At 73.4% G+C, this 16,466-nt stretch carries 9 protein-coding genes; 2 read left to right on the top strand and 7 right to left on the bottom strand.

Translation table 11 applies throughout. The features are described from left to right. Positions 1-37: 37 nt before the first annotated feature. The 5 genes from ACFVHB_RS04295 to ACFVHB_RS04275 form a co-directional block, all read right to left on the bottom strand. Positions 38-4,078, bottom strand: coding sequence for a Pls/PosA family non-ribosomal peptide synthetase (locus ACFVHB_RS04295; protein ID WP_380314822.1), 4,041 nt, complete (start codon positions 4,076-4,078; stop codon positions 38-40). A gap of 382 nt (positions 4,079-4,460) precedes the next feature. Then, positions 4,461-5,327 carry an NmrA family NAD(P)-binding protein gene (locus ACFVHB_RS04290; RefSeq protein ID WP_380314819.1) on the bottom strand — a complete coding sequence of 289 codons (867 nt, stop codon included), beginning with the start codon at positions 5,325-5,327 and terminating at the stop codon, positions 4,461-4,463. Positions 5,328-5,360: 33 nt separating this feature from the next. Then, positions 5,361-5,816: a hypothetical protein gene (locus ACFVHB_RS04285; protein WP_380314817.1), complete on the bottom strand. Its 456-nt coding sequence runs from the start codon at positions 5,814-5,816 to the stop codon at positions 5,361-5,363. A gap of 197 nt (positions 5,817-6,013) precedes the next feature. Beyond that, complete coding sequence (locus tag ACFVHB_RS04280; RefSeq protein WP_380314814.1) at positions 6,014-6,547, bottom strand: MarR family winged helix-turn-helix transcriptional regulator; 534 nt, start codon at positions 6,545-6,547, stop codon at positions 6,014-6,016. 222 nt (positions 6,548-6,769) lie between these two features. After that, positions 6,770-7,951 carry an FAD-dependent monooxygenase gene (locus ACFVHB_RS04275; RefSeq protein ID WP_380314811.1) on the bottom strand — a complete coding sequence of 394 codons (1,182 nt, stop codon included), beginning with the start codon at positions 7,949-7,951 and terminating at the stop codon, positions 6,770-6,772. Between the two features lie 184 nt (positions 7,952-8,135). Between ACFVHB_RS04275 and ACFVHB_RS04270 the strand changes: the two genes are divergently transcribed. Beyond that, positions 8,136-8,714 (top strand): TetR/AcrR family transcriptional regulator, encoded by a 579-nt coding sequence (locus tag ACFVHB_RS04270; RefSeq protein WP_380314808.1) that lies wholly within the window; start codon positions 8,136-8,138, stop codon positions 8,712-8,714. Between the two features lie 81 nt (positions 8,715-8,795). On the opposite strand, the gene ACFVHB_RS04265 is transcribed toward ACFVHB_RS04270, so the two are convergent. Then, on the bottom strand, positions 8,796-9,476 hold the full coding sequence (locus ACFVHB_RS04265) for a TetR/AcrR family transcriptional regulator C-terminal domain-containing protein (RefSeq protein ID WP_380314805.1): 681 nt from the start codon (positions 9,474-9,476) through the stop codon (positions 8,796-8,798). Between the two features lie 355 nt (positions 9,477-9,831). Between ACFVHB_RS04265 and ACFVHB_RS04260 the strand changes: the two genes are divergently transcribed. Beyond that, positions 9,832-11,427 (top strand): FAD-dependent oxidoreductase, encoded by a 1,596-nt coding sequence (locus ACFVHB_RS04260; RefSeq protein WP_380314802.1) that lies wholly within the window; start codon positions 9,832-9,834, stop codon positions 11,425-11,427. A 532-nt stretch (positions 11,428-11,959) separates the two neighbouring features. On the opposite strand, the gene ACFVHB_RS04255 is transcribed toward ACFVHB_RS04260, so the two are convergent. Further along, positions 11,960-16,411 (bottom strand): hypothetical protein, encoded by a 4,452-nt coding sequence (locus ACFVHB_RS04255; protein ID WP_380314799.1) that lies wholly within the window; start codon positions 16,409-16,411, stop codon positions 11,960-11,962. Positions 16,412-16,466 lie beyond the last annotated feature (55 nt).

Below are 16,466 nucleotides of genomic sequence, written 5' to 3'. Positions count from 1 at the left end.
CGGGACGAGGTGGCGGACGGCGGGGAGGCCGGACCGGTCACGAGGTGGTCTGCCACACCTCGATCGGGTTGCCCAGCCACCGCGTGTCCGCGGGGACCGACTCGGCGCGCATCACCAGCGAGGCCGGGCCCAGCGTGCTGCGCGCACCCACCGTACTGCCGGGCAGCACGATGCCGCCCGGGCCCAGGGTGGCGCCCTCGCGGAGGATGACAGTATCCATCCGCATGATCCGGTCGTGGAAGAGGTGGGTCTGCACCACGCAGCCCCGGTTGATGCTGACCCCGTCCCCGAGCGTGACCAGGTCCGCCTCCGGCAGCCAGTAGCTCTCGCACCAGACACCCCGTCCGACGCCCGCGCCGAGCGCCCGCAGCCAGAGGTTCAGCACCGGGGTCCCCGATACCGAGCCGATCAGCCACGGCACCGCCAGCACCTCCACGAAGGTGTCGGCCAGCTCGTTGCGCCAGACGAAGCCGCTCCACAGCGGGTGCTCCACCGCCCGGAACCGCCCGACCAGCAGCCACTTCGCCGCCACCGCGACCAGGCAGGCCGCCCCGCCCGCGGCCAGCAGCACCAGGCCGGACAGCAGCGCCGCCGCCACCGGCGACCAGGCGGCCGCCAGCCCGGACAGCGCCGCCAGGGTCAGCGCGCCCAGCGCCCCGGAGGCCAGCACCGGCAGCAGCCGGCCCACCTCCACCAGCCCGCGCGCCCAGAGCAGCCGGGCCGGCGGCTCGTACGTCAGGCTCCGGTCCGCCCGGTCGGCCGAGCGCGGCAGCCGCATCGGCGGCATGCCCAGGTAGGAGCCGCCCTTCTTGGCCTTCGCCGGCGTCGCCGACAACACCCCCACCAGCCCCCGCTTGGGGACCGACCGGCCGGGCGCGGTCATCCCCGAGTTGCCGAGGAACGCCCGCTCGCCGACCTTCGCCTCGCCCAGCCGCACCCAACCGCCGCCCAGCTCGTACGGGGCGATCAGGGTGTCGTCGGCCAGGAACGCGCCGTCCCCGACCGTGGTCAGGCTCGGCAGTGCCAGCACCGTGGACACCTCGGCGCCGCGGCCGACCTTCATCCCCAGCGCCCGCAGCCAGAGCGGCGTGACCAGTCCCGCGTACAGCGGGAAGAGCACCTCCCGCGCCTGGTCCATCAGCTGGGTGACCGTCCACGCCTGCCAGCCGACCCGGCCGTGCAGCGGGTGCACCCCCGGCGTCAGCCCGATGCTCAGCAGCCGCACGGCCGCGACCAGCTGCGCCGCGTACACCAGCCCGTAGGCCACGGTGGCCGGGAGCAGGCCGAGCAGGGCGCCGCCGAGCGCCGCGCCGAGGCCGGCGCCGGGGTGGACGAACCGGGCGAGCACCGAGAGCCCCGCGAGCGCCGGCAGGACCGGCAGCAGGCTCAGGGCGGTGCCGCTCGCGCCGTAGAGCGCGGCCCAGCGGGCCCGGCGGGCCGGCCGCTCCTTGGGCCAGCTCCGCTCGGCCCGGCCGAGCTTGACAGCGGGCGCGCCGCCCCAGCGCTGGCCGGTCGGCACCTGCCCGGTGACGCTGGAGCCGGGCACCACCTGGGCCCGCTTGCCGACCCGGGCCCCCGGCAGCAGCGTCGAGCGGGTGCCGACCACGGCGCCCGAACCGACCTTGACCTGGCCGACCTCCAGCCGGTCGCCGTCCAGCCAGTAGCCGCAGAGGTCGACCTCGGCCTCCACGGCGCAGCCCCGGCCCAGCTTGAGCATCCCGGTGACCGGCGGCAGTGAGTGCAGGTCCACCTCGGGGCCGACCTTGGCACCGAGCGCCCGCGCGTAGCGGACCAGCCACGCCCCGGAGAGCGCGGTGGCACCGCTCACCTCGGCGAGCCGTTCGGCGGCCCAGAGCCGCAGGTGGGTCGAGCCGCCGCGCGGGTAGCTGCCGGGGCGCAGGCCGCGCAGCAGCAGCCGGGCGCCGCCGGCCGCGACGGCGAGCCGGCCCGGCGGGGAGTACAGCGCCAGCGCGCCCGCGCCGACCGCCCACCAGGAGGCGGTCGGCGCCCACGGGTAGTCGCCGAACCGGGCGAGGACGTTGCCGAGGGCCAGCAGCGCGACCGTCCAGCGCAGCCCGACCACGGTGAACAGCGGGATCAGGAGGAGCAGCTGGAGCAGCTTGGCCCGGGTCGGCACCGGCGCGACCGTGCGGGCCTCGCCGCCGTTCGCCGCGGTGCGCTCCAGGTGGCGGGCGAGCTTGCGCAGGGTCGGCTGCTGGTAGACGTCGAGCACGGCGGCGCTCGGGTACCGGGTGCGCAGCAGGGTGGTGAGCCGGGCGGCGGCCAGGCTGCCGCCGCCGATCGCGAAGAAGTCCTCGCGCGGGCCGCTCACCGGCACGCCGAGGATCTCGGTCCACTGCTCGGCCAGCCAGGCCTCGGTGCCGTAGAGCTCCTCCGTGGGGCCGGCGGTCTCGAGGTCGGGCAGCGGCCAGGGCAGGGCGTTGCGGTCGACCTTGCCGGAGGTGCGGGTGGGCAGCGAGTCCACGGGCGCCAGCAGCGGGACGAGGGCGGCGGGCAGTTCGGCGCGCAGCTGCGCGACGGCCTGTTCGCGGTCCCAGCCGTCCTTGGTCACCAGGTAGCCGACCAGCAGCTGGTTGCCGCCGCGCGCGGTGCGGACGGCGGCCGCCGCGCCGGCCACGCCCGGCAGGGCCTGGAGGGCGGCGTCGACCTCGCCGAGTTCGATCCGGCGGCCGCCGAGCTTGATCTGCTCGTCGGCGCGGCCGAGGAAGAGCAGGCCGGCGGGGTCGGCCTGGACGAGGTCGCCGCTGCGGTAGGCGCGGTCCCAGCCGAGCGAGGGCAGCGGCGCGTACTTCTCGGCGTCCTTGACCGGGTCGAGGTAGCGGGCCAGGCCGACGCCGCCGATCACCAGCTGGCCGGTGCCGCCCGGGGCGACCGGCGCGCCGGCCTCGTCGACGACGGCGAGGTCCCAGCCGTCCAGCGGCAGGCCGATCCGGACCGGCCCGTCGCCGGTCAGCAGGGCCGCGCAGGCCACCACGGTCGCTTCGGTCGGCCCGTAGGTGTTCCAGACCTCGCGGCCCTCGGTGACGAGGCGCTGCACCAGCTCGGGCGGGCAGGCCTCGCCGCCGAAGATCAGCAGCCGGACCTCGTTCAGCGCCTCGGCCGGCCAGAGCGCGGCCAGCGTGGGGACGGTGGAGACCACGGTGATCTCCTGGTCGGCGAGCCACGGCCCGAGGTCGGCGCCGCTGCGGACCTGCGAGCGCGGGACGGGCACCAGGCAGGCGCCGTAGCGCCAGGCCAGCCACATCTCCTCGCAGGAGGCGTCGAAGGCGACCGAGAGGCCGGCCATCACGCGGTCGCCGGGGCCGATCAGCTCGTCCTGGAGGAAGAGCGCGGCCTCGGCGTCCACGAAGGCGGCGGCGTTGCGGTGGGTGACGGCGACGCCCTTGGGGCGGCCGGTGGAGCCCGAGGTGAAGATGATCCAGGCGTCGTCGGCCGGGGTCGGCCTGCGGGGTGCGGTGGCGCTCCGGTCCGCGGCGGCGGGCCGTTCCGCGGTGACGGTCAGCTCACGGCCGGCGCCGAGCACGGCGGCGACGGCGGCCTCCTCGAAGACCAGCTGGGCGCGTTCGTCCGGGTCCTCGGCGTCCACCGGGACGTAGGCGGCGCCGGCGGCGAGGACGGCGAGGATGGCGATGTAGAGGTCGTTGGTGCCGGAAGGGACGCGGATGCCGACCCGGTCGCCCGCACCGATCCCGGCGGCGGTCAGCCGGCGGCGCTGCTGCTCGACCTCCGCGGCCATCGCGCGGTAGCTGAGCACCTGCCCGTCGTCCAGGGCCGGCTCGTGGGGGTGGGCGCGGACGGTGGCGTCCAGGACGTCGACCAGGGTGCGCGGGGCGGGCGCCGGGCGGCCGGGGAACAGGGCCGGTCCGGCGCCGGGCGCCTCGGCGGCCGGTGTCTCGGTGGTCAGTGTCTCGGTGGTCAGTGCCTCGGCGGCGGCATTGCCGGCGGGGGCGTTGCCGAGGGGAGTGTCGCCGGCAGGGGCGGCGCAGGGGACCGGGCGTGGTGGGGTCTGCGGGGCGGCCTGCGGGGTCTGCTCCGTCTGGCTCGGTTCAGCTGTCATGGCAGCCCGTGCGCTCCTCGTCCTCGCCCCTGTCCCGACCGGTGCTCGGCCCCTGGGGGCGGTGGGAGCACTCGTCTGGTCGGGTGACCCCACTCCGGGGCCGGAGCGGACAACCCGACCGATGGTAGCCCCGGGTGATGAACGGTGTACTGCCCGACACTTCACCCAACTCGCGCCGGAGTGGCCGAATCTGACTGGATGTCACTCAATAACTGAGCTGTCGTGAGTCGATTGTGACGAACTGTCAGCGATTTTGACGGACCGTCAGCCTTTTTTCGAGGCCGTGATCCACGCCACACCGGATTTGCTCCGTTCGGGTGCCGGCCGGCACCCCGGCGGCCCGAGTCCGGACCGCCGGGGTGCCCCGGAGCTCGCCGCCGGATCAGCGGAAGCCGTCGAGGTGCTCGCGCAGGAAGGCCTCCAGGGTGCGGGGCGCGCGCCCGGTCAGGCGGGTGAACGCGTCGTCGGGCCGCTCCGGGCGGTGCACGGCGAGCTGCTGGATCTCGACCACGTGGGACGCCAGCCAGTCCGGCATCCCGGCCCGCCGGACGAGGTGGGCGTGCAGCTCCCCGGGGGTGAGGTCGACGTATCGGACGGGCCGGCCGAGCAGCCCGCTCAGCAGTGTGGCCAGCTCGGGGTGGCTGTACGCCCGTCCGCCGGTCAGCTCATACGTGCCGCCGGCCGGCTCGGGCCGGGTGAGCACGGAGGCCGCGGCGTCGCCGATGTCCCGGCAGTCGACGTAGTTGCACGGAGCGGCGCCCATGGCACCGTGGAACTGCCCGGCGGCGGCGATCCCGGGGGCGAGCAGCAGCAGCTTCTGCATGAACGCGTACGGGCGCAGCACGGTCGCGGTCACGCCCGACGCCCGCAGGTGCTGCTCGACGCGGTGGTGGCCGCGGGAGACGGCCACCGGGGAGTCCGGTTCGGCGGCGGGTGCGGAGACCTTCACGATGTGCTCCACGCCGCTCGCCGCGGCCGCGTCGATGACGCGCAGCTCGTGCTCGACCTGCTGCGGGCCGTTGGCCATGGTGAGGAGGAGCCGGCGGGCGCCGCGGAGGGCCGCGCGCAGCGAGGCCGGGTCGCCGGCGTCGGCCGGCACCGCCTCGACCAGTGTCCGGGTGTGCTCGTCCAGCCCGGCGAGGAGCCGGCCGGGGTCGCGGCCGAGGGCGCGGGCCGGGATGCCGAGCCGGGTGAGACTGCGCAGGGTCGCGCCGCCGGTGGCACCGGTGGCGCCCATGATGACGATCATGTTGTCCGCTCTTTCGGAGGTGTGGGTGGGTGGTCAGTGCTGTCGGCGCCGGCGCGGGCGGCTGCCGCGCCAGCGCCAGGTGATCGCGGTGGCGGCGATGGCGGCGGACAGGGGCAGGTCGAGGGGCAGCCTGGCTGGCCACGGGCTGTGCGCCAGGCTCGGCACCCTCGGCAGCCACTGCGCGCCGGACCAGCCGACCAGGAGGCCGAGGCCGGCGGCGGTGATCCCGAAGCCGGCCGCCAGCAGGGCGCGCGGCGGGCGGAGCGTCCAGGAGTGGGCCGGGCGGCGGTGCAGGCGGGCGCCGAGGACGGCCGCGACCACGGCGGAGGTGCCGGCGATGGTGGTGGCGGCCGCGATCATCAGCTCGGACCGCCCGGTGATCGCACCGCCGACGCCGGCTGTGGCGGCGGGCATCACGTAGGCGGCCAGTACTTCGCGCCAGAGGACGAACGGCGGGGGCTGGGCGGGGGAGTCGGAGGTCTCGGACACTGTCGTGGTTCCTTTGATTAGGTGGCTAACTATTTGTGTTTAGGTGGCTAACTACATGGTCGTGCGGATGCCGGCCTGAGGCTGGGGTCGCCGTGGTGGGCGGCCTGCCGGTCGAGTGGTGCGGGTGCGGGTGCGGGTGCGGGTGCGGGTGCGGGGTGCGGGTGGTGGTGGCCGGCCGGTCGGCCGGGTCGGTGGTCTCAGTCGGCGGTCAGGGCGGACATGCCCTCGACCAGGCGGGCGAGCAGGTCCAGGAACACCGCCCGTTCCTCGATCGAGAGGCCGCTGACCATCGCCTCCATGCGGGCGAAGTGGTCGGGCGCCAGCTCTCGCAGCCGCTCGGCGCCGGTCGGGGTCAGGATCACCACGTTGCCCCGGCCGTCCTCGGTGGACGGCCGCCGGGCGACCAGGCCCTCGCGTTCCAGTCCGTCGACCAGGCCGGTCACGGTCGCCCGCGACACGCCGAGGCTCGCCGCCAGCTGGGACGGCGACTTCTCGCCGCCGTGGTCCTCCAGGTCGGCGAGCAGCCGGTAGCGCCCGGTGGACAGTCCGAAGCGGGAGAAGTGCGCCTCCCCGGCCTGACCCAGTCGCGCGCCCGCCGCCATCAGCCGGGCGGCCACCAGGACGGCCTGCGGATCGGCCGACAACCCGTACCGGCCGAGCTGTCGCCGGGCCTGGTCGAGCGTGGGCGCGCCGTGGCCGGCGTCGCCCTGCGGGGGGTGGTTCGGGGTCATGAAAGTAATATGGCGGCTAATCATCTGCCCCGTCAAGGCCGGCCGTCCGGGCCGCGTGGCGGCCTGCGGTGCCGGCCCCTGAGCCGCCGCCACCCGTGAGTCGCCGCCACCCGTGAGTCGCCGCGAACCGTGAGCCGCTGCGGCCCGGGGCGCGGCTTCGGCCCGGGCGCCGCTGGGGCCCGGGCCCGGGTGGGGGTGCGGGTGATTCGGCCGGGCCGTGGGTCAGGGCCGACCGGCCGCGGGGGTGATCCGCGGCGGGGTCCAGTCGGCGTGCCGGAGCGCCGTGCTGATCATCGCACCGGAGGGGGTCAGACGGATGGCGGTGTTCCGGGCGGCGACGGCCAGCGGGTGGGCGAGCTGCTGACCCATCCGGCCCGCCCGCCGGGCGTCCCGCGCCACCGTCTGGCTGCGCGGGCGCCGCTCGGCGTCGTACCGGGCGAGCGCCGCCTCCACGGTCGGCTCGGTGCCGAGCGCCGCGGCCAGGGTCACCGCGTCCTCCAGCGCCTGGCAGGCACCCTGCCCGAGGTGCGGGGTCATGGCGTGCGCGGCGTCACCGAGCAGGGCGACCCGGCCCACCGTGTACGAGGGGAGCGGGGTCGCCAGCTCGTTGATGTCGTGGTGCAGCACCGCGTCCGGGCGGGTCGCCGCGAGCAGGGCCGGGATCGGCTCGTGCCAGCCGGCGAAGCGGCGCCGCATCTCGGCCATCGGGTCCGGGTACCGCACCCCGGCCGGGGCGTTGAGCACCGCGTGCCACTCGGCCCGGCCGTCCGGGAAGGCGATGTGGCCGAACTCCGCGCCGTGCCCCCAGGTCAGCTCGAAGTCGGCGTCCAGTCCGTCGACCGGGTGCTCGGTGATCGCCCGCAGCACCGTCGAGCCGCTGTGGACCGGGCCGGGGTGGTCGGGGAAGAGCCGACGGCGCAGCCGGCTGCCGATCCCGTCGGCGGCCACCACCAGGTCGGCGTCCAGCGCGGTGTCGCCGTACCCGACCCGGACCCGCGACGACGGCGCGGCGTCCACCGCCGTCACCTCGGCGCCGGTGACCAGCGACCCGGCCGGGAGCGCCGCGCGCAGGATGCGGTGCAGGACGGCCCGCGGGATGCCGATGATCGGCGCCCCCAACTCGCGTTCGAGCGCCGCGCCGTCCATCCGGGCCAGTCGCCGGCCGTCCGGCGTGCGGGTGCCGCCGGTGTACTGGCGGCGCGAGGCGGCCTCCACCGCGTCGCCGACGCCCAGGGCGGCGAGCGCCCGCAGTCCGTTGGCGGCCAGCGAGATGCCGGCGCCGGCGTCGTCCAGGACGGGGGCCCGCTCGACCACCGTGACGTCCCACCCCGCGAGCCGGAGTCCGATCGCGGCGGCCAGTCCGCCGATGCCGCCCCCGACCACCACCGCGCTGCTGCCGCTCATGCCCGGCCCCTCCTCCGTCATCGCACTCTTTCTACAGCTGTAGAAGGAGCGTACTACGCACTTACTACGGGTGTAGAAAGGGGGGATGCGGGAAGCTGGGACAGACGGACAGGGGCAGCCGGACGGACGCCGAGCGGGCGGGCGCGGATCGGCGGCGCGCGGGGCCGACCGGCGGGGGGCCGAGGTGCGCGGGGCCGACCGGCGCAGGTTGCTGGCGGACGCGGCGATCGGCGTCCTCGCCGACGCGGGCGTGCGCGGGCTGACCCACCGGGCGGTGGACGCGGCGGCGGGGCTGCCCGCCGGCACCACGTCCGCGTACCTGCGGACGCGGCAGGCGCTGCTCACCGCGCTCGTCCGTCGCCTGGTCGAGCTGGACCAGGGCGAGCTGCAGGTCATGGGCGAGCAGGTGGCGGTACGCTCGGCCGCCGAACTCGCCGAGGGGATCGCCCTGCTGACGGGGCGCCGGCTCACCGGCGAGGGGCGGCGCCGGTCACTGGCGCGCTACGCCTGCGCGGTGGAGAGCGTGCGCGACCCCGAGCTGCGCGAGATCCTCGTCCCGCGCGAGAACGCCGGCCGCGCCGCCGTCCGCGCGTTCATCGCCGGCCAGGGCGTGGCGGATCCGGACGGGCGCACCACCACGCTGCTGGCCTGCGTGGACGGACTGGTCTTCGACCGGCTGGTCGGCGGCGGGAGCGTCGGGGTGGACGAGATCGAGGGGCTGGTCGCGGCGGCACTGCGCCCTTCCGGCGGCGCCGCCGGCTGAGTCGCCGCCCGACCGCGTCGCCGCCCGGTGAGCCACTGCCCGGGTGAGCCGCCGCCCGGGTGGCGACTCGACCGGCAGCGGCTACCCCTCGGCGGTGTCGGGGGCGGGGCCGATCTCCGCGGCGAAGCCCGCGAGCAGGATGCGGAGGGTGCGGTGGAACCGCTGCTCCGAGTCCAGGCCGGCGCCGGTGGCGAAGGCGTGGGCCAGTTGCGGGAACACGGCCGGATCCAGCGAGCGGAACTGCTCCGGGTCGGGCTCGGTGCCCTCGTGGTGCGGGGTCTCGCCGGCTTCGGCGAGGGTGTGCCCGAGGGTGAAGGTGACCACGGCGTTGAGCACGTCCAGCGCGTCGGCGAGCGGTACGCCGTCGTCGCGCAGCGTGCTGAGCCCGCGCTCCAGCAGCCCCAGTGCCGCCGGGGTGGCGACCGGGCGGGTGGCGAGGACGGTGAGCATCGCCGGGTGGTCCAGCAGGATCCGGCGCAGGGCGACGGCGAAGTCGCCGATCACCGCCGTCCACGGCCGCCCCGCGGGGCCGGTGAAGAGGTCCCCGGCCGACAGCTCCAGCAGGCGTTCCACCATCCCGTCGAGCAGTGCCGCCTTGCTGGGCACGTAGTAGTAGAGCGTCATGCCCTCGACGCCGAGGGCCGCGCCGAGCTTGCGGTTGGACAGGGCCGCGAGCCCGTGCTCGTCGACGAAGGCCAGGGCGGCGTCGATGACCTTCTCCCTGGTCAGGCCCGTCCTCGGGCGTCCGCGTCCGCTGGCCATGACCTGTTCCTCCGTGCTCTCCGGGCTGCTCCAGGGTTGCGGCCCGATGACTCTTGCAGTGTAAGAAAATCATAGCGGACGGCCGGTCGTCGATCGGCGGCCGTCGGGTCGGACGGTGCGTCGCCGGTGACCGGTGGGCGGTGCCGGAACACTCATCCGAGTCACTGACAATGCGGCTCCCGGTGAACGGGGAAGGCATTTCTCGAAAAGGACGTACAGTCACATTAATTCGTACAGGGATTCACAGGGGCAAACGTGCGTGCTAGCGTGCGGCTGCCAGCTTCTCAGTTCGAGAAAGTGGGTCCTGTCCATGCGTCAAGAATTCTCCCGACGGGGATTCCTGGGTACGGCCGGAATGGCCGCCGCCGGGGTGTCCGCCGCCTCGCTCGGTCTGGCCGCCGGTCCCGCGGCCGCCGAGCCCGCTGAGTCCGAGGGGTCCAAGGTGTCCGAGGGCCAGACGGTGTTTCCGGGCGATCCGCGGTACCAGACGCTCGGCCAGGGCTTCAACCAGCGGTTCAGCAGTACGCCGGCCTACATCCGGCTGGCCGGGAACGAGGCCGACGCGGTGACGGGGCTGAAGACGGCGCTCGACCAGGGGCGGCGGCCGACGATCCGGGGTGGCGGGCACTGCTACGAGGGCTTCGTCGACAACGACAAGGGCGTCATCCTCGACCTCAGCACCATGCGCGGCGTCCGGACGGCGACGGACAAGTACGGTGCCTCCACCTACTGCGTGGAGGGCGGCGCCACCAACTGGGACGTCTACACCACCCTGTTCCGCAAGTACGGCGTCACGATCCCCGCCGGGTCGTGCTACTCGGTCGGGGCCGGCGGGCACATCTGCGGCGGAGGGTACGGGCTGCTCTCCCGGAGGCACGGCCTGACGGTCGACCACCTGGCGCAGGTCGACGTGGTCACGGTCCGGGGCGGCAGGGTGGAGGTGACCAGGGCGCACCGGGACGACCCGAAGGACTCCCCGGAGCAGGACCTCTTCTGGGCGCACACGGGCGGCGGCGGGGGGAACTTCGGGGTCGTGCTGCGCTACCACTTCCGCCACGACATCCCCGAGCCGCCGCCGCGGGTCTGGCTGAGCAACGTCGCGTGGGCGTGGGGCGACCTGATCAAGGAGCCGGAGGACTTCCACCGGCTGGTGAAGAACTTCGGCGCCTTCTTCGCCGCGCACAGCGGAAAGGACGAGACGGTCTACCGGGGGCTGTTCTCCATCCTCAAACTCACCCACCGGTCGAACGGCAACGTCGTCCTGCTCAGCCAGTGGGACGAGGACGATCCCGCCCCGCTGGACCATTTCCTGGCCGCGATGGAGGCCGGGATGAAAACCAAGGCCACGGTCCAGACCTTCAGCGCGGGCGGCCTGTTCCTGCCGTTCCCGGACAAGCGCCGTCAGATGCCGTGGTTCCAGGCCACCATGACGCTCAACGGCTCCGGCGACAACCAACGCGGCAAGTACAAGTCCGCCTACCACCGCACGACCTTCACCACCCGGCAGATCGACAGCTTCTGGGAGTGGCTGACCAAGCCCGACCCGGAGGGAGAGTTCGGTCAGACCCTGGTCCAGATCGACTCCTACGGCTGCCGGATCAACGCGCGCAATCCCACCGAGGCAGCCATCCCGCAACGCGACTCGATCCTGAAGCTCCAGTACCAGACGTACTGGACCGACCCGGCCAAGGACTCCCTCCACCTCGACTACCTACGCGGCCTCTACCAGGACGTCTACAAGGCCACCCACGGCATTCCGGAGATCGACACCGACACGGACGGCGCCTACGTCAACTACCCCGACACCGACCTCGGCACGGTCGGCCAGAAGAACCCCGTCTATCCCCGGCTGTACTACAAGCACAACTACACCCGCCTGCAGAAGACCAAGAAGACCTGGGACGACAAGAACGTCTTCCACCACGCCCAGTCGATCACCCTGCCGTCCTGACCGCACACGCAGAGCCATGTCCTCCCTCCGGCAACCGGATGATATCGGGGTGAATAGTGCGAGTAGAAAAGCTCAGAGTAGCGACTTGCCCGAGCGCGGTCGCCCACCGAACCTGCTCGCGGGAGTGGTACGGGTTCGGCGTGCCAGGGCGGGAGCTCTCAAGTGCGCGCGTGTTTGTGAGGGTGTACTCGGACTGATGCTGACTTTTGCTGACCTGAGCTGATTGCGCTCACGCCCGGGCCCCCAAGGCCACCGATCGGCCGCCAACCTCGGCGCGCGCCTGACCGCCCAAGCCCCCTGGGCCGCCGACCCACCCCGGAAACACGCACCACACCTTCACCGCGATCGCCGCCGAACTGCACGCCCACCCCTACTGGGCAACCACAGACAACCAGCACAAAGGCGAGGCGAAGCTCAAGCGGGACGCCTGGCACGACCGAGCGCTCTGACTTGGCACGGGCGACTTCCCGCGTCAACCGGCTCGGCGGCTCAGCCCGCCGGTCCGAGCGAAGGGAAGCTGAGCCGCGCCCGGTCAGCAGAGCTTCGGCTGTGCGACGCCCGGGGCGTGCCTCTTCCACAGCTCGTCGGGAATCGGACCGCTCAGCCGACGGCAGGCGAACTCGGTGAGATCGGCCGCGAGGGCGGGAAAGTCGCCCAGTTCCCAGACCTGCAGTGTCTGGTCCGACACACCCACCAGCAACCGCCCGTCCGGGCTGAAGCCGACCTCTCCGCCCGTCGGCATGCTCAGCCGTGCCACCAGGAAGGCCTGGGCGGGAGCCTCGACGTTCCAGACGGCGATCGCGCCGGTGGAACTCGCAGCTGCCACCAGCTTGCCTCCTGGGTGGTACGCCACCGCCTCGCTGTCCCTGATGTCGGCCAGTCGCGCAGCCTCCTTGGGTCTGTCGGGGTTGGCGAGGTTCCACAGGACGACGGCCGCGCCGCTCTCGGTGACGGCCAGCGTCCGGCTGTCCGGGCTGAAGGCGCCCCGGCCGACACCATAAGGATGCCCGTCGTCCTGGACCGCCGTCCATCCGCCCTCCGGTGTCCGGCGGAACACCGCCGACATGGGCTTGGTGAAGTTCCCACCGGTGTCGAGCGGGACGAGCAGCAGCCGACCGTCCGGGCTGATCCGGACGGGGGCGGTCGCGCTGGCCCCTTCCAGGGTGTACGCGGCCACCGGGCGGGTGCGGCTCCTGACGTCCCAGACCACCGAGGTGCCGGACGCGAACGGGTTCTCGGCCCCGGACGTGATCAGCGTCGTCCCGTCCGGGGTGAAGCCGACCGAGGCGTTACCCCGGACACCGGGCAGAGTGACGGCGAGGCGCGGGGCGGCGCGGTCGGTGACGTCCCAGAGGATGGTCTCGTCCACCGCGCCGCTCGCCAGCATGGTGCCGTCGGGGCTGAACGCCACGGTCTCGACCATCCTGTTGTGACCGGTGAGCGTGGCCGCCGCCCGCGGGTGCCGTGGGTCTGAGATGTCCCACAGCTCGACGGTCTCCACGGCGGTGCCGACAGCCGCAAACCGTCCGTCCGGGGTGAACGCGATCCCGTGCCCGGTCGATCCGAGGTCCGCGCGCCCGAGGAGGGTGGGCGCAGCGCGCTTGCCGACGTCCCAGGCGGTCAGGTTGTTTCGGCTGTCCAGCGCCGTGATGGTCCGGCCGTCAGGGCTGTAGGCCAGGCCTTCGACGGGCGTCTCCCGGTTGGTGACGGTGGCGGCCACCCGGGGGTGTGCCGGGTCCGTCACGTCGACCTCCATGACGGTTCCCACGCTGTCCCCACTCGCAAGCCGCCGGCCGTCGGGGCTGAACCGCAACGCCGAGACGTCGTCTACGTGCTCGGCCACGGTGGCCAGCGCCCGGGGGCCGGTCGGGTCGGCCATGTCCCACAGCCGCACGCGCCTTCCGGAACGGGTCACCAGCAGACGGCCGTCCGCGCTGAACACCAGCCCGGCGGACCAGCCGTCGATTCGCTTCAGCCGCCTCGGCTGGCTGGGATCGGAGACGTCCCAGACGGTCATGCCGGAGCGCTTGACGATCGAGTCCGGGTCAGGCACGTCACCGCTGAACTTGATCATGCCGTCGCCGATCACGAGCGTGCGGCCGTCCGGGCTCAGCGATACGGTGTCGCAGTCGTAGAGGTCAGACACCCGGGACACTCTGACCGGCTTCGTACGGTCGCGCAGGTCCCAGAGCGTCAGCGTGCCGCACTCCGTACCCTTCACGCTCCCGACGACGGCCATCATCGCGCCATCCCGGCTGAACGAAACGCTGTCCGCCCCCTCGGTCAGCGCGGGTTCCAGTGCCGTGGTCCTGACGGGCCCGGCCGGATCGGCGAGGTCCCAGAGGGTCACCGTCTTGACCCAGGCGGGGTCGCCGCTGCTCTCCAGCACGGCAAGTGTCCGGTCGTCGGGGCTGAAGACGAAGCCGGTGACCCGCTGCCGGTCCACGGGAACCTCCGTCAGCCGGCGCCGGTGAACGGGATCGGCGACGTCCCATAGGACGACGGCGGTCCGGGTGACGCCCACCAGCAGCCGGCCGTCGTGACTGAACGCCGACTCGTCGATGTAGTCGCCGGGCCGTTCCTCGTGGGCACCCAGGAAGCGCGACTGCGCGAGTGTCTCGGTCAGGCCGGCCCGGGTGTGCGGGGCGGGATCCAGCCGGACGGCCGCAAGCCCCATCGCGATGGCGTTCTCTGGCTGGACGTCCCGGAGGTCGCGGGCGTCGGAGACCAGCACCCGGGCAGTGGCGGCCTGACGCTGCTCCTGCGCCGTCAGCTGCTGCTGTCGGGCGAGGTAGGCGGCTGCCAGGGCGAGGCAGAGCGCCACCGCGACCGCGCCGAGCATGCGCCGCAGTACCCGGACCCGGCGGAGATCGCGCGCCTTCGTGGTCCGTTCCCTGGCCTGGCCGGCCTGCAGGAACTGTTGGTCCACGGCACGCAGCAGCCGCGCCGCCCGTTCGTCGGCGGCCCATTCGACCGCGGCCGCCAGGCGGGTTCCGACGTACAGGTAGGCCGGGTCCCGGTCGGAGTCCTCCCACAACTGAACGTCCGACAAGAGTTTCTGACGTTTGATCAGGTCATCCCGATCCGCTGTGATCCAATCCCTCAGTCGAGGCCAAGCGCGCAGTAGGGCCTCGTGCGTGAGTTCGGCACCGCCGCGGCCGACGGTGACCAGCCGGGCGGCCGCCAGCCGGTCCAGGAGCAGTGACAGTGAAGCCCGCTGCTGGTGCGACCTGCCTTCCCGCAGTACACGCAGCCGGGCCTGCCGACGCACCGCCTCCTCCCGGCCGTCCGGCAGTTGGACCATGCTCAGCATCAGGTCACGCAGAAGGGCGCGGCCCTCCTCGTCCAGGTCGTCGTGGATCGTCTCGGCGGTGTGGGTCAACGAGTCCCAGATCCCCCCGGTGGCGGCGTACCCCGCAAGCGTGAGAGTGCGGCCGGACCTCCGTACCCAGGTCTCACGCAACGCGTGTGAAAGGAATGGGAGCGCCGAACCGAGGGAAGGGTCACCGCCCTGTCCCACGTCGCGCAGCAGCAGATCCACAAGACCCTGCTCCAGTACCAGGCCGGTCAGAGCGGCTGGCCCCTCGATCGACGCCCGCAGGCCGTCCTCACTCATCTGCGGGACGATCACTTGACGTCTGCGCAGCGCCCTGACCAACTCCGGATGATCCAGACAGCTGTCGTACCGGTCGGCACGCAGGGCGATCACCACACGCACACCGGCGGCGCTGGCCCCGGACAGAACGGCGATGAAGCGGCTCCGCTCCTGCTCGTCCCGGCACAGGCTGAAGACCTCCTCGAACTGGTCGACCAGCAGGACGGGGCAGCCCGGGGGCACTGCGCCCGCGCCCAACTCGTTCTCCAGATCGGCCGTCGGCCGGTTCACCATCTGCGCCCAGCGGGTTGCCAGCGCCCGCAACGGGCGCGAGCCCGGAGCCTCCAGCAGCAGAGCGGGCCAGGGAGTCGCGGGGTCGGCGCCGTAACGGTGCTCCAGCGCTGGCAGCAGGCCGGCCCGCAGAATCGACGACTTGCCCGCGCCGGACGCGCCGACCAGCATGACCGGCGATGCCGGCTCCTCTTCGGGGCCGTCGTCCCCAAGGGCGACCCCTTCGGGACGGAGCACCTCGGCCAGGAGGCGCTCGACCAGTTCCTCCCGACCGAAGAAGAACTGGCACTCCTCCGGCCGGAATGCCTCCATCCCCGGGTAGGGGCAGACGGAACCATCGTTGCGGGCCGGTTCTTGGTCCCGGTCGGCCGGCGGCGAAAGGGGGTACGCCCGGTTCCGGGCCAGCACGAGTTGGCCGGCGCTGTCCGAGCTCTGCCGGTGCGGGCGGACATCGGTGTTCGCGAACAGCTGGTCGAGCCGGATATAGACAGCCTCGAGCGTCAACCGGGCGGGCGCGCCGGGGTGTCCCTCGCGGATCAGCCGCAGGAGTTCGCCACTGAATCGGGTGTGCCGCCGGCCCTCGGGTGCGTACGAGCGGTCGTAGCCCGAGGCGGAGGTCAGCAGGAAACTGCCTCGCGGGCGGGCCGAGACGAACGGGTCGCGGCGGAGCCCACCGCCGACATCGGCGAGACCGGAGAAGCAGCAGTCCAGGATCACGGCCGTCGGATGGGGACAACCGCTCAACACGTCCCGAATGGTGCGGAAGTGCACTGCTCCGGCAACCCGGCCGGCCCCGGTACTCGCGCTGGTCGCCACGTAGAGCTCTTCACTGGTACTCAGAACGCCGTGCCCGACGAAGTAGAACAACACCGGGCCGCGCGCCTCGGCGACGGCCTCCTCGACCACGGCGACCACCTCACCGCCCGTCGACGGATCCACCAGCAGGGTGACCTGTTCGGGTGTCATGCCACAGGCCTCAACCAGGGTGGCAGCCATGTCACAGGCGGTGGTGGCGGCACTGGGAAGATCCGGCAGACGCGGCAGGTCGACGGTCCCGTTCGGCGCGGCCGCCGTGTGACGGGCCGTGCCGACGACCACCGCCCGCGCTCCGGACACCCCGAAGCCCTCGGAGGGGTACGTCAAGGGCGATGTC

The sequence above is a fragment of the Kitasatospora sp. NPDC127111 genome, from assembly GCF_042677465.1.
In the GTDB taxonomy this organism is placed as follows: domain Bacteria; phylum Actinomycetota; class Actinomycetes; order Streptomycetales; family Streptomycetaceae; genus Kitasatospora.
Note: the sequence above shows the minus strand (reverse complement) of the source record. Positions and strands in the feature narration are given on the sequence as shown.

Excerpts from the sequence above, each read along its gene's own strand:
- ACFVHB_RS04295 (WP_380314822.1), bottom strand. The coding sequence starts at position 4,078 with ATGACAGCTGAACCGAGCCAGACGGAGCAGACCCCGCAGGCCGCCCCG.
- ACFVHB_RS04290 (WP_380314819.1), bottom strand. The coding sequence starts at position 5,327 with ATGATCGTCATCATGGGCGCCACCGGTGCCACCGGCGGCGCGACCCTG.
- ACFVHB_RS04280 (WP_380314814.1), bottom strand. The coding sequence starts at position 6,547 with ATGACCCCGAACCACCCCCCGCAGGGCGACGCCGGCCACGGCGCGCCC.
- ACFVHB_RS04275 (WP_380314811.1), bottom strand. The coding sequence starts at position 7,951 with ATGAGCGGCAGCAGCGCGGTGGTGGTCGGGGGCGGCATCGGCGGACTG.
- ACFVHB_RS04265 (WP_380314805.1), bottom strand. The coding sequence starts at position 9,476 with ATGGCCAGCGGACGCGGACGCCCGAGGACGGGCCTGACCAGGGAGAAG.
- ACFVHB_RS04260 (WP_380314802.1), top strand. The coding sequence starts at position 9,832 with ATGGCCGCCGCCGGGGTGTCCGCCGCCTCGCTCGGTCTGGCCGCCGGT.